This is a genomic window from Prevotella sp. P3-92 (assembly GCF_002251205.1).
In the GTDB taxonomy this organism is placed as follows: Bacteria; Bacteroidota; Bacteroidia; order Bacteroidales; family Bacteroidaceae; genus Prevotella.
Map to the genome: position 1 here is coordinate 59,044 of NZ_NPJE01000059.1, position 21,842 is coordinate 80,885.

At 47.0% G+C, this 21,842-nt stretch carries 12 protein-coding genes and 1 tRNA gene; 6 read left to right on the forward strand and 7 right to left on the reverse strand.

Annotated elements, in window-relative coordinates; genetic code table 11:
• Positions 1-76 precede the first annotated feature (76 nt).
• From CIK93_RS09475 to CIK93_RS14100, 5 genes are all read left to right on the forward strand, one after another.
• Positions 77-2,881, forward strand: a complete 2,805-nt coding sequence (locus CIK93_RS09475; RefSeq protein WP_094447198.1) for a glycoside hydrolase family 2 TIM barrel-domain containing protein — start codon at positions 77-79, stop codon at positions 2,879-2,881.
• The gene (locus tag CIK93_RS09480; RefSeq protein WP_094447199.1) at positions 2,878-5,913 is read left to right on the forward strand and encodes a glycosyl hydrolase; all 3,036 of its coding nucleotides are present in this window, start codon (positions 2,878-2,880) and stop codon (positions 5,911-5,913) included. Before CIK93_RS09475 ends, CIK93_RS09480 begins: the two co-directional genes overlap by 4 nt.
• The gene (locus CIK93_RS09485) at positions 5,913-7,313 is read left to right on the forward strand and encodes a sialate O-acetylesterase (protein ID WP_094447200.1); all 1,401 of its coding nucleotides are present in this window, start codon (positions 5,913-5,915) and stop codon (positions 7,311-7,313) included. The genes CIK93_RS09480 and CIK93_RS09485 overlap by 1 nt, the downstream gene beginning before the upstream one ends.
• Positions 7,314-7,466: 153 nt before the next feature.
• Positions 7,467-10,049: a glycoside hydrolase family 2 TIM barrel-domain containing protein gene (locus tag CIK93_RS09490; protein WP_094447201.1), complete on the forward strand. Its 2,583-nt coding sequence runs from the start codon at positions 7,467-7,469 to the stop codon at positions 10,047-10,049.
• Between the two features lie 430 nt (positions 10,050-10,479).
• Positions 10,480-10,587, forward strand: coding sequence for an AraC family transcriptional regulator (locus CIK93_RS14100; protein ID WP_371597801.1), 108 nt, complete (start codon positions 10,480-10,482; stop codon positions 10,585-10,587).
• Positions 10,588-10,891: 304 nt separating this feature from the next.
• On the opposite strand, the gene infB is transcribed toward CIK93_RS14100, so the two are convergent.
• From infB to CIK93_RS09515, 4 genes are all read right to left on the reverse strand, one after another.
• Complete coding sequence (gene infB / locus CIK93_RS09500; RefSeq protein ID WP_094447202.1) at positions 10,892-13,834, reverse strand: translation initiation factor IF-2; 2,943 nt, start codon at positions 13,832-13,834, stop codon at positions 10,892-10,894.
• 35 nt (positions 13,835-13,869) lie between these two features.
• A complete protein-coding gene (gene nusA / locus CIK93_RS09505; RefSeq protein WP_094391461.1) occupies positions 13,870-15,132 on the reverse strand; it encodes a transcription termination factor NusA in 1,263 nt (420 codons plus the stop codon).
• A gap of 47 nt (positions 15,133-15,179) precedes the next feature.
• On the reverse strand, positions 15,180-15,653 hold the full coding sequence (gene rimP, locus CIK93_RS09510; protein WP_094391460.1) for a ribosome assembly cofactor RimP: 474 nt from the start codon (positions 15,651-15,653) through the stop codon (positions 15,180-15,182).
• Positions 15,654-15,763: 110 nt separating this feature from the next.
• Complete coding sequence (locus CIK93_RS09515) at positions 15,764-17,461, reverse strand: S41 family peptidase (RefSeq protein WP_094447286.1); 1,698 nt, start codon at positions 17,459-17,461, stop codon at positions 15,764-15,766.
• A 142-nt stretch (positions 17,462-17,603) separates the two neighbouring features.
• Between CIK93_RS09515 and CIK93_RS09520 the strand changes: the two genes are divergently transcribed.
• Positions 17,604-17,677 (forward strand) — tRNA-Asn (locus CIK93_RS09520).
• A gap of 102 nt (positions 17,678-17,779) precedes the next feature.
• Here CIK93_RS09520 and CIK93_RS09525 read toward each other — a convergent pair.
• Genes CIK93_RS09525 through CIK93_RS09535 form a run of 3 tightly spaced genes read right to left on the reverse strand, consistent with a single transcriptional unit; the run spans position 17,780 to position 20,926 of the window.
• Positions 17,780-18,319 carry a hypothetical protein gene (locus tag CIK93_RS09525; protein WP_094447203.1) on the reverse strand — a complete coding sequence of 180 codons (540 nt, stop codon included), beginning with the start codon at positions 18,317-18,319 and terminating at the stop codon, positions 17,780-17,782.
• Between the two features lie 52 nt (positions 18,320-18,371).
• A complete protein-coding gene (locus CIK93_RS09530) occupies positions 18,372-19,304 on the reverse strand; it encodes a BsuBI/PstI family type II restriction endonuclease (RefSeq protein WP_094447204.1) in 933 nt (310 codons plus the stop codon).
• Entirely contained in the window at positions 19,292-20,926 is a 1,635-nt protein-coding gene (locus CIK93_RS09535; protein ID WP_254046779.1) for an Eco57I restriction-modification methylase domain-containing protein, read from the reverse strand. The genes CIK93_RS09530 and CIK93_RS09535 overlap by 13 nt, the downstream gene beginning before the upstream one ends.
• Positions 20,927-21,842: the final 916 nt, after the last annotated feature.

Sequence of the window (21,842 nt, forward strand, 5' to 3'; positions counted from 1 at the left end):
GATAGTCCAAGTATGCTGTGTATAGATGATGACATAACGTGTACTCGTGCGTCCTTATTATAAAATAAATAACGACATGAAACGACTGATTTTTTCTGCTCTGGCTTGCATGGTTATCCTTGCAACTCAGGCTCAACCGTCGGTAGAAACCGAACGACAGTATCTCTCCGGGCACGGTGCTGACGATATGGTGCAGTGGGATTTCCGGTGTACTGATGGTCACAACAGCGGACAATGGACTAAGATTGGAGTGCCGTCGTGCTGGGAACTGCAAGGTTTTGGTACTTACCAATATGGTATGCGCTTTTATGGCAAGGCAACTCCCGAAGGCATTGCTGATGAGAAAGGACATTATCGTACTACCTTCCAATTGCCTGAAGCATGGCGGGGCAGACAGATTCTGCTTACCTTTGAAGCTGTCTTTACCGATGCGCGAGTGACCATCAATGGGCGTAAAGCTGGTTCTGGACTGCATCAAGGCGGTTTTACCCGTTTTCAGTTTGATGTTTCTGACCGTGTTTTCTTCGGCAAAAAGGCTAATCGCCTTGAGGTGGAAGTGTCAAAGGAGAGTGCTGATCCACAAGTGAATCTTGCTGAACGTCGTGCCGATTATTGGAATTTCGGCGGTATTTGGCGCCCTGTCTTCATCGTGGCGAAACCAGCTCTCAACATCCAGCGAATAGCCATAGATGCGAAAGCTGATGGTCGTATGCGAGCAGAAGTCAATCTGAACCGTGCTGTTCCCGGTTCTACAGTAGGAGTGGAAATTGTTGATGAGGGTGGTAAAACCATTGCCCATAGTAACAGATTTGCTGTTGGTAGTGACCATACCCTGATAGATTTCATGGTCAGCCATCCCCGCTTGTGGAATGCCGAACAACCTTATCGCTATACAGCAGTATTCTCTTTGCGTGATAGTGGTGGCCGTTTGCTTCATGTGGAACGTCAGAAGTTTGGTTTCCGCACCATTGAATACCGCCATACTTATAATGGCGATGCCGAAGATGGCGTGTTTATCAATGGCAAGAAAGTTATATTCAAGGGCGTCAACCGTCATTCTTTCCGTCCAGAAACCGGTCGCACCCTGTCAAAAGCCAAAAATATAGAAGACGTCAAGCTTATCAAGTCAATGAATATGAATGCAGTACGCTTGTCTCATTATCCTGCAGACCCTGAATTTCTTGATGCTTGTGACTCGCTCGGACTCTATGTAGAGTGTGAACTTCCTGGTTGGCATTGGGCACACGGCACTATTGTTGGGTCGCAACTAGCGGAAGAAATGGTCACTCGTGACTGCAATCATCCTTCTATCATCTTTTGGAGTAATGGCAATGAAGGCGGGTTTAACTACGACCTCGAACCTGTTTTCCATCGTTTCGACCTTCAACAGCGTGTGGTGCTCTATCCTTGGGCCAATCGCAATGGCTTTGAAACCAAACATTACCGTTCGTGGGGTGAAACGGCAGAATACATGAGACAGAAAGAAATCTTCATGCCTACCGAATTTCTTCATGGCCTCTATGATGGCGGACATGGAGCTGGACTGAAAGACTACTGGCACCTCATGATGTCCAATCCACGTTGTGCTGGCGGTTTTCTATGGGATTTGATGGATCAAGGTGTGGTGCGTACCGATATGAATGGGCTTGTCGATTGTATGGGTAACTTTGCCTCCGATGGCATTGTAGGTCCCCATATGGAGAAAGAAGGCTCTTATTATACTATCCGCGAAATATGGTCTCCCGTACAAATCAGTAGGGAGGGCAACCGATTGAAAGTGGCAAACCATTATGATTTTACTTCGCTGAAGGATTGCTGTTTTACCTATCAGTATGTGGTAATGCCTCGCTACGGGGAATCAGCCACTAAGGTATTGGCACAAGGCTCATTGCCTTCACCCGATATCAATCCTCATGGCGAGGGATATATTACTTTACCCCAACAGTCAGAAGGCACACTCCTCGTGACAGTATGTAATCCGCAAGGTGAGGAAATCTATACCTGGCGCTTCGCAGAGGAGTTCATTGCTGATAAACCTGTCGTAGCTCAACAGCTCCAACCGCATGAGACCGACACTACAACCACTGTTGCCGTGGGTGGTCGCCACTATACGTTCTCGAAGAAAAACGGTTGTCTTCAGTCTGTTACGGTGGCAAATCGTATCATTTCCTTTGCTAATGGTCCCCGTTTCGTAGCAGCCAAACGTAGCGACCGTTCCGATGATGGCTTCTATAACCATGATGATAAAGAGGCATTTAAGAAGAAAACCGACTATATCACTTATGCTGATCAAGGTACTTTCGATGGTTTTTCATGGAATGATTCCACACTCGTTGCTACCTACAGACATGGTTCTCTAAGTCAAGTGGAATGGACCTTTATGGCCGATGGTAGTGTGAGACTGACCGCCCATTGGTATTTCAATGGTGTGGTAGATCTGTTGGGTATTACTTTCGATTATCCAGAACAGCAGGTGAAAGGCAAACGCTGGGTGGGCAATGGCCCTTATCGTGTATGGCAAAATCGCCTCGATGGCCCACAATATGGCTATTGGACCACTGCCTATAATGATCCCATTCCTGGTGAAACCTTCGAATATCCTGAGTTTAAAGGTTATTTCTCTACCGTCAACTGGATGCAACTTGAAACAAAAGAGGGCGTTATCGGCATCCGTCAGCCTAATGCCTATGTAGGTATTTACCAGCCACGTGATGGCCGTGACCACTTGCTCTATACCTTGCCAGAAACTGGTGTTTCGCTCTTGAGAGCCATTCCTGCTGTGCGCAACAAGGTTAATACCACCGATCTCAATGGTCCTTCTGCACAACCCTATTGGGCAGAAGGTTCAGATTCCATCACCGCAATACTCTCGTTCGAATGAAGAAATATCTCATCAGCATTGCCCTTTTGACACTTGGCATGCAAGCACATGCCTCGTCGCGCCCCTGGACATTCTGGTATTGGATGTACGGTGCAGTAAGCAAACAAGCCATCAAGGCAGATCTTCAAGCCATGAAAGATGTGGGATTGGAAGGCTGTTACCTCATGCCCATACGTGGTGTGGGTGAACGGCCCGACTATCAAGGCACTGCCCAGCAACTCACACCCACCTTCTGGCAGATGGTTGACTATGCCATGGAGCAGAGTGATTCACTACAGATGCAGATGGGTGTGCATATCTGCGATGGCTTTGCCTTGGCAGGCGGTCCTTGGATTAGTCCTGAAGAATCGATGCAACAGGTGGTATGGACCGACACCATCGCACATATCGACCGACGTCATTCCACATTTGCCTTGCCCCAAGCTCATCCCGGCCATTTGGGTTTCTATCGTGATATTGCCGCTTTTGCCGTTCGTGTGGCATCACCATTGCCCCAACCCCATGAAGGCGGAACGATCAAACGCGATGAAAAGGGAGTGTTTCGTGCGAAAACACCCGGTTTTATCGAGTTTTCTTTCGATGCTCCGCAACAAGTACGAAGTATCCATATCGTGCCCAGTGGCAACAATGTGCAGGCGCAGCGATTGCGTATTGAAGCCAGTACGGATGGTGTAACCTATCAGTTGGTACGCCAATTGACACCTCCCCGACAAGGATGGCAGAATACCGATCAGAACTATACCTATAGTCTTCCTGCCACCACAGCCCGATATTTTCGTTGTTATTGGACGCCTGTAGGCACCGAACCCGGTAGTGAAGATCTTGATGCTGCTAAATGGGCACCTACGTTGAAAATACGTGATATCCGTTTGGGAGCCGATGCTGTCATCGATCAGTATGAAGCCAAGAATGGTAGTGTGTGGCGCATAGCCACCAACAACAGTCCTTCGACAGATTTTCCAGAAGTGGTGATGCTCGACAAGTATGGTAGCCCCAGACATCCGTTGGGCAATGGAATATGGCGTATTGTTCGTTTTGGCCATACCGCTACAGGTCACACCAATGCCACTGCAGGTGGAGGTAAGGGACTGGAGTGTGATAAATTCACACAGAAAACAGTAGAGAAACAAATTGATAGTTGGTTTGGACAGTTTATGAAAAGACCCCATTCCAACGTAGTGCGCTATATGCATATTGACTCTTGGGAATGTGGGTCGCAAAACTGGTCAGCGTCGTTTGCTGATGAGTTTCAGCGGCGTTGTGGTTACGACCTTTTACCTTTCCTTCCCGTTTATGCAGGCATTCCGATGCCAGGAGATGATCGCGTGTTGCGTGACATCCGTACCACCATTGACCATCTCATCAACGATGTGTTCTTTGCCACGGCAGCCCGTAAGGCCCGTCAATATGGGGTGAGTCTCTCCTCAGAGAGTGTTGCCCCCACTATGATTAGCGATGGACTGACCCACTACCGCTATGTGGATTTTCCGATGGGTGAGTTTTGGCTCAATTCTCCCACACACGACAAACCCAACGATATGCTTGATGCCATCAGTGGAGCGCATGTTTATGGCAAAACCATCGTTCAGGCAGAGGGATTTACCGAGATTCGTGGTGTTTGGAATGAAACTCCAGCCATGATCAAACCATTGCTTGATCGCAATTTGGCATTGGGCATGAATAGACTGTTCTTTCATGTCAACACCCACAACCCATGGATGGACCGCCGCCCCGGTATGACTCTCGATGGAATCGGACTTTTCTTCCAACGTGACCAAACTTGGTTTCGTGAGGCCAAGGGTATGGTCGATTACATCACCCGATGCCAAGAATGGCTTCAACGTGGTGTTCCCGTAGTAGATATTGCCGTATTTACTGGTGACGAAATGCCGTCTCGATCACTTACTCCCGACCGTCTTGTGCCCATGTTGCCCGGTCTTTTTGGTACCGACCGCATAGCTGATGAGGCACGGCGCCTTGCCAATGAGGGGCAACCCATGGAAGAAAGTCCCGTTGGAGTGCGCCATTCTGCAGGTATCATAGACCTCAAGAATTGGGTCAATGCCCTTCATGGCTACTGCTACGACTCGATGAATCCTGACGGATTGCAGAATGGAAGGTTTGATTATAAGGCGCTCGTCGTGCCACAAGGCTCATTCGTCTCCGATGCCTCCAAGCGTCGCATTGCTGAACTCGAAAGTCAAGGCGTGCGCATCATCCGCACACCTTATTGCCAAGACACCCTCGATGTCATCGGCCCTGATGCCTTATTGCCCGAAGGAGTGGCATTCAACCATCGTCGTGATGGCAATACAGAGATATATTTCCTTGCCAATCAGCTGGACAGCGCACGCACCATGACCATATCGCTGCGCACCACTAAAGGTGTTCCTCATATCTATTATCCTATCGATGGGAAGCAGGAACAACCAGTTTTCCGCCATTCCAACGGAAGAACCGAACTGATGTTAACCTTGTCAGCCTATGGTTCGGCATTTGTTATATTTACAGATGAGTCACAAGGAAATGCGCCCGAAACAACGCTTCAACACCATGTGCTCACCACAGCACCATGGGATATCCACTTCCACAACAATGGTGTCAGTCTCCAGCAGCAACCACTTGCTGATTGGACAGCGTCATCCAACGATAGTATCCGCTATTATAGTGGTCGTGCTACTTATACCACAAACTTCAAAATCAAGGTAAAAAAGGGACAACGCTATTATCTCTCGTTGCCTGATGTTAGAGATGTGGCGCAGATTTGGGTCAACGAAACCGACTGTGGCATTGTATGGACATCCCCTTACGAGGTAGATATTACCAATGCTGTGCATCGTGGCAACAATACGTTGCGCATCGCCGTTACCAACACTTGGCATAATGCTTTGCGTGGTGCTGATGCAGGCAAAGCCCCGTTTGATGGCATTTGGACCAATGCCCGATACCGCACCAAGGGCGACAGCCTATTGCCTGCAGGTCTCCTTGCCCAACCCATTATCCGTATTACTAAAGCAACAAAACAACAATAATGAAAAGACTTCTACTATCCCTTCCGCTTTTGTGTCTCTGCACCTTGGTGCAAGCCAAGGTCGTGATGCCTCGCTTTTTTGCCGATGGCATGGTGCTTCAGCAGCAAACTGAATGTCGGCTTTGGGGCACAGCGACACCTGGTGCCCCTTTGGTCGTTACTGCTTCATGGACTCATGGTAAATGGAAAAGCCGTGTTAATGCCGACGGCAGTTTCTCTATCACCATCACAACTCCCACAGCAGGAGGCCCTTTCACCATCTCTATCGACGACGGTGAAAAGACCATGCTTAGCAATGTGCTCGTTGGTGAGGTATGGATTTGTAGCGGACAGTCGAATATGGAGATGCCCATGAAAGGTTTCAAGATGCAGCCTGTAGAGGGAACAACCGAAGAACTCTTGCGCTGTAAAGATACAAAAATGCGCCTTTTCACCGTCAAACGCCATGCTGCAATCACTCCACAAACCGATGTAGAAGGCGAATGGAGCGAGGCCAACAGTGAGAGCGTGCGCAATTTCTCTGCCACCGCCTATTATTTCGGACGTGCGCTGCGTCAGCAACTTGATGTTCCCGTAGGACTCATCGTCACCGCCTGGGGTGGTTCTGCTTGTGAAGCATGGATGGCAGCCGACTGGTTGAAGGCATTTCCAAAGGTGACACTCCCTCGTGATGAGAAGGATGTGAATCGGTTGAAGCAGCGTTGCCCCACCGCTTTATATAATGGACAGCTTCGTCCCCTTATCGGTTATGCCATGCGTGGTGCTATTTGGTATCAAGGTGAGGATAATGTGCCCCGTTACGACTACTATGCCTCACTGTTGGAAACCATGGTACGAGGATGGCGTGCCGACTGGAAGCAAGGCGATTTTCCATTCTACTATTGTCAGATAGCTCCCTACGATTATAGTCTCATCAATTGGAGCGGTAGCCAACTCTTGCGCGAACAACAACTCTTGGCTGAGCAGCGCATACCCCATGCCCGTATGGCGGTGTTGATGGATGCCGGTTTGGAATATGGCATTCATCCACGCATGAAACGACAAGCCGGCGAACGACTGGCTCTGCTTGCCCTTACAAACACTTACGGCGTGAAGGGATTGCCCGATTTCGCTACTTATAGCAAAGTGGAATTTCAGGGAGATACTGCCGTGGTACAGTTTGACCGGAGTAAGGAATGGGTTTATTTCGAACATGGCACCACCTCAAAACTCTTTGAAGTGGCTGGTCGCGACAGTGTGTTCCATCCTGCTAACCATGTGTGGATAGCCCGTAATCGCGTTTATGTGAAGTCCGACTGCGTTGCCCATCCTGTGGCAGTACGCTATGCATGGTCCGACTGGGCAGTGGGTGATTTAATGCACGATGGTTTGCCTGTGTCATCATTCCGTACTGATTTCTGACCTTTGCCTCAGATGGTGTGTGGTCATCCATACATTCCGCCGAAGCAGGATGTAGCATGACGACAGACGTAAGAACAAAGATAAAATCGAACATATTCCCCTTTTTCGTGCAGATGGCCGATAGGGGCAGAACATAGAAACAAGTAATAAACAATGAACAGACTTTATACCTTATTACTCATGGTGACGCTTGTCATGGGACTCCATGCAGCCGATGTACCATCCGTTGCAGGATTGTTCCCTCTCGAAGGCAGTGGCAGAACCGTGTGGAATTTCAACAACGGATGGCGTTTCCATCTGGGCGATGTGCCTGAAGCCAACCGCACTGACTATGATGATCACGCTTGGGAAGTGGTTTCCACTCCCCATACCGTACAGTTGATGCCTGCCGAAGCCAGTGGCTGCCGTAACTATCAGGGTGTGGCATGGTATCGTAAACGCTTCGTGATGCCAACCCAAACTGCTGGTAAAGACGTCAGCCTCCATTTCGAAGCCATCATGGGCAAACAGGTGGTTTATGTCAACGGTCGTGAAGTGAAACGTCATGAAGGCGGCTATCTGCCTATTACCATATCGCTGACGAAGCTCGGACTGACTGCCGGCGATGATGTTTTGGTAGCTGTTATGGCTGATAATAGTGACGATAAGAGTTTTCCTCCAGGCAAACCACAGATGACGCTCGATTTTGCCTATCATGGCGGCATCTACCGTGATGTATGGCTGATAGCCAAAGGTATGGTGCATATCACCGATGCCATCGAGGCAAACCGTGTGGCAGGAGGCGGTATTTTCGTACATTGTGAGAACATCAGTAGCGAAAAAGCCGTGGTGTGTGTCAATACCGAAGTGGCTAATACTGGTCAGCAGCCTGTGACGCTGACCGTGACCAATGTATTGCAGGAGACAGGAAAACGTGTCGTTACCTCGTTGCGACTGGCTCCTGGCGAGACACGCACAGTCTGCCAGCGCATCAAAGTGGCTCGTCCCAAACTGTGGACTCCAGAGTCACCAACCCTTTATCATGTCAACACCTATGTGCGTCAAGGTCGTCAGCCCATGGATGGCGGTACTACCCGCATCGGCATCCGGTCATTTGAATTTCGTGGCAAAGACGGATTCTGGCTCAATGGCAGTCGTTACCACCAGTTGGTAGGTGCCAACCGTCATCAAGACTTTGCATACGTGGGCAACGCACTGCCCAACTCTCAGCAGTGGCGCGATGCTCGCAGACTGCGTGACGCTGGTTTCACTATCATCCGCACCGCCCACTATCCACAGGATCCTGCATTTATGGATGCTTGCGACGAACTCGGTCTCTTTGTCATTGTGGCAACACCGGGATGGCAATACTGGAATAAAACACCTGGGTGGGACGAGAAGGTACATGCCAATACCCGTCAGATTATCCGTCGCGACCGCAACCATCCATCGGTTCTGATGTGGGAACCCATCCTCAACGAAACGCGCTATCCCAAGAAATTTGCCCTCGATGCCTTGCAAATCACACGAGAGGAATATCCCTATGAAGGTCGTCCTGTGGCTGCTGCCGATGTTCATTCGGCAGGAGTGGCAGACCATTATGATGTTGTCTATGGTTGGCCAGGCGATGATTTCAAGGATGACAAACCCCGTCAGTGCATCTTTACGAGAGAGTTTGGCGAACTCGTTGACGACTGGTATGCTCACAACAATCTCAACAGGGCTTCGCGGTCATGGGGTGAACGACCTATGCTGATGCAGGCGATGAGTCTTTTCAAGAGCACCGACGAACTGTTTCATACCACCGGACAGTTTATCGGCGGTTGTCAATGGCACCCCTTCGACCATCAGCGCGGTTATCATCCAGATCCCTACTGGGGAGGTATTTATGATGCGTTCCGCCAACCGAAAACTGCCTTGCAGATGTTTTCTGCCACATTGCAACCGTTTGTGTCAGATCCGAAACCTCAGGTGTTTATAGCCCATGAAATGACGCAATTCTCTGATGCTGACGTCACCGTGTTCTCCAATTGCGATTCTGTGCGACTTTCTATCTACGATGGAGTTCATTCTTGGACATTGCCTGTGGTTCATTCCGTTGGTCATGCTCCCTCACAACCCGTGGTATTCAAAGGCGCATGGAACTTCTTTGAGGCACGCAACTGGAGTTATACGCAGAAAAACTGGCAGCGTGTGCACATGGTGGCAGAAGGTATTGTCAATGGTAAGGTGGTTTGTCGTGATGATCGTATGCCTTCACGTCGAAGCACCAAACTGCGTCTTCGTGTAGATACATTGGGACGTCAACTGGTGGCAGATGGCAGCGATTTTATCGTTGTGGTATGTGAAGTGACCGACGATCTCGGTCATGTACGTCGTCTTGCTAAAGACCAAATCCGTTTCACCGTATCGGGTGAAGGCTCTGTCATCGGCAATGCATCCATTGGCGCCAATCCCCGTGTGGTAGAATGGGGTAGTGCTCCTCTGCTGATACGTTCCACTCGCACTCCTGGAAAAATACGTGTTCATGCCGAAGTGGCATTCCCTGGCACTCACGCACCTACCGCGGCCGACCTTGAACTGACGAGTGTGGCAGCACCTTTACCCATGCTTTCGGGCGATATTCAGCCTACATCAGGTGAAAATGCCGCTGTTTCTACCACGAAAACAGCTTCTCGCCAACTTTCAGAAGATGAGCGCAACCGTCTGTTGCAAGAGGTAGAAGCCCAACAGGCCGACTTCGGATTGCAGAAATAAAGTATAAGGGCAGACGTCAAGCGATGCGTTGTTATTGTCCGTCTGCCCTTCGTAAGGCATAGTGCTGTTATGCGCAATGTTTTAAATTCGATTCAGACGCTTGCTTCCCTGTGTGTTCGGGATGTCAACGAGATATAGTTCGCGGAAATCTATAGGATCGGAGAGAGATAAAGACCTTATTATTCCTCGCATACATACGCGCACACGAGCGCACGCAGGCACACACGCGATGTCGAAAAAATCGACCACTCGACCACCAATGCCGCTTAACCGACAGAGATACAATGGCTTAACTGGTGGTCGATGACATTTTCCTGACGCGCTTCGACCACCATTCGACCACCAACTGACCAACTACAGGGCACATCCCCATCAAATACAGCCCACATTCCTATCAACTACCAACCATCTTTCCACCATCGGCTATCATCTGGGTTACGAGCACCAAAGCCACTTCTGCACTGCCTTCAAGCGCAAATATGGCGTATCGCCATCGCTGTTTCGCGACCAGCAAAACAAGGTCCTTGCAAGTGCATGACAGTCAAAAGGATAGTGCGCTGTTTTGCAAATTCATTGAATTTGGTCAGCAAATTCAATGAATTTACTCGGCAGTTTCAATGATTTTGCCCTACTGTCACGATGATATTCGTGCGCTAAAGAACTGCTGCATGTCTCAAACGAAAGTCGCTCTCACACTTCTATCCGGCTACTCCTATGAGGCACAGAATACCAGTAGTAGTATGTCGGCATGATTAGAATGAACTTTGAATATGCGTATCAACAACAAGGGCACAACCGTCATGGTTGTGCCCTTGCAGCTATAGGGATAGGATAGAGGTGGGTTAAAGCTTCTGTTCCACTTCGATTTCTGTAAAGGTCTCGATGATGTCGCCCACCTGGATATCGTTGAAGTTGACGAGTGAAATACCGCACTCCAAACCAGTGGCAACCTCTTTGGCATCGTCCTTATAGCGCTTCAGCGCATCGATGGCAGCGGTGTGAACCACAATACCGTCGCGGATGACACGAGCCTTGTCCTTGTTGTGTACTTTTCCTTCGGTCACCAAACCACCGGCAACAGTACCGACCTTTGAAATCTTGAACACCTGTTTTACCTCGATTTCACCAGTAAGAATTTCCTTCTTCACCTTGTCGAGCATACCCTCCATAGTAGATTTCACTTCATCGAGTGCATCATAGATGATAGAGTAGGTGTTGATCTCCACGCCTTCGCGCTCTGCCAGTCGGCGTGCATCAGCAGAAGGACGAACCTGGAAGCCGATGATGATGGCATCTGATGCAGAAGCCAGCATGACATCGTTCTCGCTGATCTGACCCACAGCCTTTGAAATGACGTTGACCTGTACCTTCTCAGTAGAGAGTTTGAGGAACGAGTCGCTGAGTGCTTCGATAGAACCGTCGGTATCACCCTTGACGATGATATTGAGTTCGTGGAACTCACCCAAGGCAATACGGTGTGAGATATCGTCGAGTCCAAGTGTCTTAGTGGTACGGAGCGACTGCTCACGCTGCAACTGTGTACGCTTGTTGGCTATTTCTCGTGCTTCCTGCTCTGTCTCCATCACATGGAACGAGTCACCGGCAGTAGGTGCACCATTCAGTCCGAGAATGATAGCGGGCTCTGCAGGTCCAGCCTTTTCAATGCGCTGGTTACGTTCGTTGAACATGGCTTTGATGCGTCCGAAAGCTGTTCCTGCAATCACCACATCACCTTGTTTCAGTGTACCGTTGCTTACCAGCACGGTAGAAACGTAGCCACGTCCCTTGTCGAGTGACGACTCGATAATGCTACCCGTAGCTTTTCTGTTGGGATTAGCCTTGAGATCGAGCATTTCTGCTTCGAGCAATACCTTTTCAAGGAGAGCATCAACGCCGATTCCCTTCTTGGCAGAGATTTCCTGACACTGGTATTTACCGCCCCATTCCTCTACGAGGAGGTTCATATTGGCAAGGTCTTCACGAATCTTGTCAGGGTTTGCACCGGGCTTATCAATCTTGTTGATGGCAAATACCATTGGCACATTGGCAGCCTGAGCATGTGCGATGGCCTCCTTGGTGGTAGGCATGACGCTGTCGTCTGCAGCGATAATGATGATGGCGATATCGGTCACCTGAGCACCACGGGCACGCATGGCGGTGAACGCCTCGTGACCTGGAGTGTCAAGGAACGTAATTTTTCTACCGTCTTTCAGTTTCACATTGTAGGCACCGATGTGCTGGGTGATACCTCCTGCCTCACCGGCAATCACGTTGGTCTTGCGGATGAAGTCGAGCAGCGATGTCTTACCATGATCGACGTGACCCATCACGGTGACGATAGGTGCACGGCCGATGAGGTCGTTCTCGTCGTCGGCTTCTTCGGTGATGGCATTTTGCACTTCAGCACTTACGTATTCGGTGGTGAAACCAAATTCCTCTGCCACGATATTGATAGTCTCTGCATCGAGGCGCTGGTTGATACTTACCATGATACCGATGCTCATGCAGGTGCCGATTACTTCGTTGACACCGACATTCATCATCGTGGCAAGTTCGCTAACCGTTACAAACTCGGTCAGCTTCAGTACCTTACTCTCTGCAGCCTGTTCGGCCATCTCGCTATTGAGGCGCTCTTGTACGGCATCTCGCTTTTCGCGGCGATACTTCGCACCCTTCTTGTTCTGACTTTTTGAGGTGAGACGGGCGAGCGTCTCCTTTACCTGGCGTGCTACAGCCTCGTCGTCAACTTCCAATGGCTTCTGTACTGGACGGTTCTTCTTGTTTTTCTTGCCGCCGCCCTGTTGTCCGTTTTGGTTGCCGCCTTGCTGTTGTCCACCGCCACCTTGGCGCTGTTGTCCGCCTTTGTTCTTTTTGTTGCCGCCTTGCTGCCCGCTCTGGTTGGCTGCAGCCTCTATGTCAACGCGTCCGCTACGGATGCGCTCACGCTTCTTGCGCTCGCCACCATTGCCATGCTGTGCATTCTTTTCTTCGCGTTCCTTACGGCGCTCCTCCTTCGATTTCTTCTTCGGACGAGTGCTTTGGTTGAGGGTGCTGAGGTCGATTTTACCCAGTACGTTGACCTTTGGAGCGTATTTTGTTTCGCTCTTCAGGGTGAATACCTTGGTTTCGGAAGCTTTTTCAGCATCCGCAGGCTTGTTTTCTACTGTGGCAGGCTTGGCCTCTTCGGTATTGGCAACGGGTGCTTCTGTCTTGGGCTTGGCTTCCTGCTGATGCTTAGCCTCTGTTTTTGGCTTGGTTTCCACTTTGACGTTAGGTTTAGCCTCTTCTGCCTTGACAGCCTTCTGCTCGTGGTTTGCAGGAGCAGCAGGGGCAGCCTCAGGAGCTTTCTGCTCAGCGACAGGTTTTGGTTCTTCTTTCTTTTCTACAATAGGCGATGCCTCTGTCTGGCTCACGGCAGCAGCCACAGGTGCAGTATCGCTATTGGCGGCCTTCTTTTTGCCTACGCTGTCGAGGTCAATCTTGCCCAAGGGTTTAAACTGTTGGCGTTGTTCCAACAGGTCTTCAGCCTTGTTGCTTTTCTTATCGGCCTTCTCTGCCTTTTTATCCTTGGCTTTCTTCGCAAATATCATTTCGGCCTGTGTCTTCACAGCCTTGTCACCACTGAATGCACCCACCAGAGCCTGGTATTGTGAATCGGTGATTTTGGTATTTGGCGTCATTTCTTCTTTGACTTCGCCAAGTTCTTTCTTGTTTTTCAGGAAATCAACTGCCGTTTGAAGTCCTATATTCAGTTCTGATAATACTTTATTTAATCTGACACCCATTTAATTTATTGCTTTACAATTCTGTTTTATTCTTATTATTCAAACTCCGCACGGAGCACGTTGAGCAGGTGGTCAACCGTTTCTTCTTCGAGGTCGGCCTTTTCGATCAGCATTTCGCGTGGAGCGTTGAGCACGGCCTTAGCGGTCTCCAGACCGATGGCCTTGATGGCGTCGATGATCCACTGGTCTATCTCGTCAGAGAACTCGTCGAGGTAGATGTCCTCGTCGTCGCTGTCTGAACCGTTGGATACACGGAATACGTCGATGGTGTATTCGGTCAGCATGGAAGCCAGTTTGATGTTCAAACCGCCTTTACCGATGGCAAGGCTGACTTCCTCAGGCTGCAGATAGACTTCGGCTTTGTGCTCTTCGGGATTGATGTTGAGGTTGGTCACCTTGGCGGGACTCAGCGCACGAGTAATGAAGAGCTGTGTGTTGCTGGAATAGTTGATGACATCGATATTCTCGTTGCCCAACTCGCGTACGATACCGTGTACGCGGCTACCCTTCACACCTACGCATGCTCCTACTGGGTCGATGCGGTCATCATAGCTTTCTACAGCCACCTTTGCACGTTCTCCTGGCATGCGTGCCACGCGACGGATTGTGATGAGACCGTCGTTGATTTCGGGCACTTCGGCTTCGAGCAGACGCTCAAGGAACACAGGGCTGGTGCGTGAGAGGATGATACGCGGATTGTTGTTCTCGTTCTGCACCTCCTTGATGATGGCACGTATGGTTTCGCCCTTGCGGTAATTGTCGTTGGGAATCTGTTCTGACTTAGGCAAGTGGAGTTCGTTGCCCTCATCGTCGATGAGCAGTACTTCGCGTTTCCACATCTGATACACCTCGGCGCTGATTACCTGACCTACGCGATCCTTGTACTTATTGTAGAGCGAGTCGTGCTCCAGTTCAAGAATCTTTGAGGCAAGAGTCTGACGGAGATTGAGAATGGCGCGGCGTCCGAATTTCTCGAAGCGCACTTCTTCACTCACTTCCTCGCCCACTTCGTAGTCGGGTTCGATTTTCTGTGCCTGTGTGAGCGAAATCTCTTTGTTTTCGTCCTGAACCTCACCATCAGCTACTACGATACGGTTGCGGTGGATTTCGAGGTCACCTTTGTCAGGGTTGACAATGACGTCGAAGTTCTCATCGCTACCGAACTGTTTGGCAAGTACGTTGCGGAGACTCTCTTCCAGCACGCTGACGAGAGTGGTGCGGTCGATGTTCTTGGTCTCTTTAAATTCCTTAAAGGTCTCAATCATTGACGGACCTTTGTCTTCTTTTTTTGTAGCCATTATATAATCTTTTTATTTTGTTTACTCTTTAGCTCACGTGTCAGAGATTATTTGAAGGCGAGGAGGTATTTGGCATATTTCACCTCGTTGGTATTGAAGGTCTTCTCCACATCCACCAATACGGGGCGCTTTTTCCCTTCAATCTTCTGCTTCTCCTTGACCACCACCACAAACGACAGTCCGTCGTCGGCTACCGACTGGAGCACGCCTTGGTATTTCTTACCGTCGGCAGCCAGCACTTCCACTTCTTTGCCAATGTGGTTGATATACTGCTGTACGACTTTGAATGGTTGTCCGATACCGGCGCTACCCACTTCCAGTTCATACTCGCCGAGTTCTTCTCCGAGTCTTTCCTGCAGGAAGCGGCTCAGCGCGGCACAGTCTTCAATCCATACACCATCGGCGTGGTCGATTTCGATCACGATGCGACCGTCGGGCGTCATGTCAACGTCCACGAGGAAGTAGTCATTCTGACTCAGCCATTCCTCTACTGCGGCCTTTACTACGTCTTTATTTATCATACACCTTTATTGGTATTAAAACAAGAATGAGAGGCTCTTGCGAGTCTCTCATTCCTCTGAACGTGTGCAAAGTTACGACATTTCTGTCAATCTTGCAAGTATTTCCACTTTTATTTCACTTTTTTGGGCGATAATAGTTTTTCGTATTCTCCTGATGTGTTGAGTATTCGCTCTGCTTCCTTCAGAGTTTTGTCTGTTTGCAGCATGTGGAGCAGTTGTCCGCTTTGGAAATAATAGGCGGATATGATATCTTGTTCTATCTGCCGTTGTATTTCGTTGCGGTGCTGTTGTAGATCGCGCTCAATATCATGGTGGTCGAGTTTGGCTTTCAGTGCTTCAAATTCAGCCTTTGCGTCGTCGTAGTATCCTTCGAATTTTGCGGTTTTGATGAGTTCTTCAAACTGTTTCTTGCTGATCTGGTCGTAGGTAAATCCTGCTTTCAGCACTTGTTGGGTGAAGTCGGCATATTCAGCATCGGTCAGATGAAACTTGTCGGCAGGAGCAATGGTAGGATGCTTGGATATATAATCCACCACATAGTCAAACATCACTTCGGTAGAGTCTATGCGGTCCAGATACAGGAGGATGTTCGACATGGTATCGGGTTTGATTTCGATATCGGGCATGATACCACCTCCGTCGCGTACCTCACGACCATTGCGTGTATAGAATACGTGTGTCAGCGAATCGGGCACATGTTCTTTATAGCCACCGCCGGTGTGTTTATAGTTGATGGCTTGGATGCATCGTCCGCTGGGGATATAGTATTTTGATGTTGTCAGCTTGAGGTTACCGTTGTAGGGTAGGTCAACATTAGGAATCTGCACCAGTCCCTTACCATACGTGCGCGAACCTATTATTAATCCGCGGTCAAGATCCTGTATCGAACCGCTGACAATCTCGCTGGCAGAAGCTGTCTCGTCGTTCACCAGTACGATGATGGGCATCACGGTATCGATGGGCTCCAGTCGGGTTTTGTAGTCAGAGTTGGCACGGCGCAACTTTCCTTTGGTTTCCACCAATGTCAAACCTTTAGGCAGCCACATATTGGCAATATCCACACATTCCGAAACCGAACCGCCACCATTACTTCTCAGGTCGAGTATGAGTTTTTTCGCTCCGCGTTGTTTCAGGTCGAGATATGCCAGACGCATAGGTTTGGCTGGTTCGCCAGAGAAAGTGTTCAGGTTGATATATCCCACGCCACCCAGGCGCATACCATAATAGGTTATTTCAGGTGTCTTGATGCTCTCGCGTGTCACTTTGAAATTCATCACCTTGCCCGTCGAAGGACGTTTAATCTTGATCATGATGGTGCTGCCTGCATCGCCACGCAGATGGTCGCTGACGTATGCCACGGGTTTGTTGGTCATCAGCGTGTCTTCAATCTGCAAGATGATATCTCCCTTGCGCAGTCCCACCTTTGCAGCGGGCATTCCCTCAAAAGGTTCGTCGATGACCACTTGTTTTCGCTTTTGGTGGTAGCGTACCACTGCACCGATACCCGCATATTTTCCTGTCATCAGCATCTTCAAGTCCTTTTGTTTGCTCTCAGGATAATATTCGGTATAGGGGTCGAGTGATCGCAGCATCGCATTGATGCCATTACCAATCACGGTATTGGCATCGAGTGTATCGACATACATTAGGTCGAGTGTCTTGTATATGGCATTGAATATTTCGATGTTCTTTGCCACATCTAAGTTGTGGTTTCTCGCTTCCTGTGCATTCATATTCATGGGAAGCCATACTAATAGTGCGGCAAAAGCTGTCAATCGGCATAGTTGGCATACGTTGTTTTTTCTCATGATCATATTGTTTTTCGTATTGTTTCTATGTTTATACGATGCAAAATTATAGAAAAATAACCGAAAAACGATTTTTTTTCTCAAAAAGTTTGTGTATTTCAAAAAAACGTATTACCTTTGCACTCGCAAAACAGAAAAACCTGCTTCAGTAGCTCAGTTGGTTAGAGCACCTGACTGTTAATCAGGGGGTCGTTGGTTCAAGCCCATCCTGAAGCGCGTTAAAAAGGAGTTAGACGAAAGTTTAACTCCTTTTTTTCTGTGTATTGGGCATGACACTAACCCAGTCGTGTTAATTAATGGCATCCAGAATTTGCCATTTTATGCTACCAACAAAATGGCGGCAATAGCCCCAAGTCCTTCTGCCACCATTCTGTTGTTCCAGAAGTCATCGGTTAGTTTATGTTCTACGATATACTCTCGCAGTTTCATTCTCCACACTTTGTTTTGCAGCAAAATCCATAATGGCTCGTCGAAATATGCATATTCTATATTCTCTTTCAACCATGTTTTTGATGGTGTATGGCCTTTGCTGATTTGTTCTCCTGGGTAATTCAAATGCCAGAAACCGTCAGTTTCCAAATGCCAGAAAGGTTTCGTTATTTCTGTTGTACCGTCAAACTGTGAGTCTTTGGTAAATTCCCGCATCAGTTTGTTATAATGTTCTTCTATCCAATCATTGAGAACAAACTGGTTGTTAGTGAACACGTTTTCCTCAATGCTATCAATCAGAGCCACCAGTAGCACAGGTTTGGCAACGATGGTTTCTCCATGAATTTTGGCCTGTCTAATATTCGTAATCCGCTTTGTATAGTATTGATAACACTGATCATAGTTAAAGAATTGTATCACTCTGTTCATAGTCCTTTGCCATTAAACAAAATAAAAGTACTCTTTTCATTGCCATGTTTTTTTATCTTGGTCCCAGAAATTTATCACCATTTAAATGAATCATATGATCAGGCATATCTGCAATCCAAACCTCGGTCTCCCATGCTAATTGCTCTGAAAATTTCTTGAATGTAGCAAAATCAAGGAATGCGGTAACATATATTTTACCAGCAGAAACATTCTTAGTCATGGCTTCTATCTCAATTATTCGTTTTGGATTCATTGGCCCAACCGAAGTAACAGATTCAATAAAATATATCCAGTTTTTGTCTTCGCGGTACAGAACAACATCGGGCATTTTGTCATGCAATGTTATATCGATTCCGAGTAGAGATAATTTCTCTATATTTTTTACCATGTCTTTTTGAATGGTATCGCCAACGTACAAGCACTCTGAATTTGGGGCGAATCTTGGAGCAAATTCTTCTATGATGGCCTTTTGCAGTTGATTATGTTTGCCTGGGCTAAAGGTGAAGTCTTGATTGTTTATGCGTACAGGCATCTTTCGCATTTTCTTTTTTGATGCATATAAATCAGCAAGGCTGTCATGCTTTGAAACAAATCGGATAATAAAAGGATTTTTTTCAAGTTCTGCACCTTCGTTCTCATTCATATTTCGAATAACACGTAGAAATTCTTTTGTTATGCGATAACGATAATTGGGGCTATTAGTGGCCATACCATTATCTTCTATCAATGCCGCTGTCCTAAAAGCATGCATTGCCTGTTTGCGAAATGTTTCACGAGAATTTTCTGCATAAGTCATTTCGTAATGCTCGCCTATAAAAGTTATTATGTCATGTATTCTGATCCAATTATTTGATGCTTTACGGCAAGGTGTATTTGGGGTTAGTTTGGCCATCGCTAACAATGCCAAGCAACAAAGAGTACTTTGCTGCTTGGGAGGCATTCCGACTTTCTCCAATAGATATTTTGCTAATTCTAATTTATCCATTTGTTTAATATTTTGTTGCAATTAACCACAGACAATTCTTGATGTATCAACTCTCTTCCCATTTCTTCAATTATATGCCGTTCAGGAACGGGCATTTGGTTGATTTCTGTGGAATTCACTTGTGTAGAACCATTGAGAATTCTGTAGTAGCAATCGTATAATGTTGAATTTAATAAAACATAAAGTCCATACGTTACACAAGGAGAGTCGCACTTTATGAAATTCACCTTGTTCTGTGTGCTAATGTATTTAAACTTGTCAAATTCCTTTTTTAAATATATACCACATTGCAGTCTTCGTGACTCTTCCTTTGATGTAAACCTCTTTACGATTAGGAAGTCTCCGTTCTCTTGTAGATATGATTTCTTGTCTGTTTTTATAACTTCACCTTCTTTGCCTAATGGCCACACGACTTTGCCATCCTTTATATGTTGAGAGTATAATAATGGGTAGGAGTTGTCTTCAAGCTCATTTCGCAGTACATCTCTTGTTCGGAAATCTACGATAATACCAGTTTGCATTTTCATGTTGATTTCTGGTAGAGTCTTATGAAAATGATTTATGGTACGAAGGATTTTTGCATCTTCCTCATTGGTCACAAGATACACAAATCGATTCTTTGACACAACGATTTCGTATGGAGCACAAAATCTTCGTATATCATCGAATTCCGATGTTGAAGAACTTGTAATGTTTATGCAATGTGGAGCGACTGATGTTTTCTTAACCTTGACAATCATTGTTTCTTGCAAAACCGATTCACCGTCAAACACCTTATCTCTGCTTTCAAACAAATGAATGTCTGTTATCACGCAATTGTCAAACAGATACTTTCGGAATTTACTGAAATATGCTCCAGATGTCCATGAACGCGGAATTATATAGACAAGTTCTTGGCCCTTTTTCAGGTTGTGGATGCCCATTGCCCAAAAAAGGAAATATAGGTTTGGTGCACCATAACAAACCTCTGGAATAGCTAACGCTTCGACAGCATCTTTTGCTATTTTCATATATGGGGGATTGCCTATGATATAGTCATATTGATAGTTTTCATTATCAAATAATGTAAAGTCAGAGAAATTCTGTGATGTAACATAGTTCTCTCTTTTTATGGTATAAGATACGTTGTGCAACTTATTGCATAATATCATATTTTTCTCTAAAAGAGGTAGTACGAGTTCATCTTTTTCGTAGCATGTGACATGGATTTGTCCCGTATATCCAAGTTCAAGTAATTTCTGAATAACAGCAGCAGCAAGTATTCCTGTTCCTGCACCGGCATCTAGAATTTCGACTTGTTTTTTAGAGAGGTCGAAACAGAAAAGGGATGCCATAAACTTAGCTGTGGTCGCATTCGTAAAGAACTGACCATATTTCTTTCGCTTTGTTTTTGGAACAGAAGACATGAAGCGTTCTGTGTTTTCTAAAACCTCATTTAACATTTTTCCTTTTATAGTTTTATCAACAATCAAGTCTTTTAGGAACATAGGGACTTTACCCTTCATTTCGCTATTTGCATGCAAATATATAAAAATAAAATGAGAGTGGCGAAGATGTTGACTTAAAAAGTCATTCTTTATCTTTATTTTCTTTGGCTTAATCCTTATTGAAGATAATTCCATGAGAGAAAAGTTCCCCTGCTTGATTTACAAAAACAGTTATATTGTAACAGTAACGCTTGTTTCGCTTTTTCCGAAAACAGTCAAATATTACCAAGTATGTGATTGATGGCATTGATCTGTTTTTATAGCATCCAGAATCTGCCAGTTCTCCAAGTGGTGCCCCTTCTATTGGAAGGTAAGTATAGTGACAACAATCATCTTAGATGGGTGACATGTTGCCCGCACCTGGAATCTATAAAAATTTAGTTTTTCTAAAAATTTCGACCACACGACCACAGATGTGGTGTAATCTGTTATGAGACAGAAATATAGACTGTGGTCGATTGCTCCGAGGCGCGTGCTTTCGACCACACTTCGACCACACATGATTTTCCCGATAATCATGGTGGATATTTACGCGAAGTAAATAAAAATTATTTTCAAACATTTTCAAACGGCTGACAAAGTTATTGTCCAACGTTGGATAAAGGTGTTATCCAACGTTAGATAAGAGTGTTGTCAAACGTTAGATAAAGGTGTTATCAAACGTTGGATAAGAGTGCTGTCAACCGTTAGATAAGGGGCTTTTCAACGTTGGAAAAAAGTTGTTTCAACTATCGGAAAAGAGTGACGTCAAATATTATGCAATAGTTTTGCCCTACGTTTGACAAGGGTGTTGTCCGACATCAGAACATACAAATCATGTATTGGCGGCTATTGTGGATGGACTGTTTCTGTGATGGCAACGGTAGAGGACCTGGTGGTCGAAGGGTGGTCGAATACCGCGAGTCAGCGTAATCGACCACACATGTAAGCTGCATATATATAGCGCGTTATGCGGTTGTGGTGGTCGAGTGGTCGAAATTTTGCGACATTGCGTGTGCGCGTGCATACATGCGCGTACCTATTATATAACTGAACTTTCGCATGTGGGGAA

Excerpts from the sequence above, each read along its gene's own strand:
- CIK93_RS09475 (WP_094447198.1), top strand. The coding sequence starts at position 77 with ATGAAACGACTGATTTTTTCTGCTCTGGCTTGCATGGTTATCCTTGCA.
- CIK93_RS09480 (WP_094447199.1), top strand. The coding sequence starts at position 2,878 with ATGAAGAAATATCTCATCAGCATTGCCCTTTTGACACTTGGCATGCAA.
- CIK93_RS09485 (WP_094447200.1), top strand. The coding sequence starts at position 5,913 with ATGAAAAGACTTCTACTATCCCTTCCGCTTTTGTGTCTCTGCACCTTG.
- CIK93_RS09490 (WP_094447201.1), top strand. The coding sequence starts at position 7,467 with ATGAACAGACTTTATACCTTATTACTCATGGTGACGCTTGTCATGGGA.
- infB (WP_094447202.1), bottom strand. The coding sequence starts at position 13,834 with ATGGGTGTCAGATTAAATAAAGTATTATCAGAACTGAATATAGGACTT.
- nusA (WP_094391461.1), bottom strand. The coding sequence starts at position 15,132 with ATGGCTACAAAAAAAGAAGACAAAGGTCCGTCAATGATTGAGACCTTT.
- rimP (WP_094391460.1), bottom strand. The coding sequence starts at position 15,653 with ATGATAAATAAAGACGTAGTAAAGGCCGCAGTAGAGGAATGGCTGAGT.
- CIK93_RS09515 (WP_094447286.1), bottom strand. The coding sequence starts at position 17,461 with ATGAGAAAAAACAACGTATGCCAACTATGCCGATTGACAGCTTTTGCC.
- CIK93_RS09525 (WP_094447203.1), bottom strand. The coding sequence starts at position 18,319 with ATGAACAGAGTGATACAATTCTTTAACTATGATCAGTGTTATCAATAC.
- CIK93_RS09530 (WP_094447204.1), bottom strand. The coding sequence starts at position 19,304 with ATGGATAAATTAGAATTAGCAAAATATCTATTGGAGAAAGTCGGAATG.
- CIK93_RS09535 (WP_254046779.1), bottom strand. The coding sequence starts at position 20,926 with ATGGAATTATCTTCAATAAGGATTAAGCCAAAGAAAATAAAGATAAAG.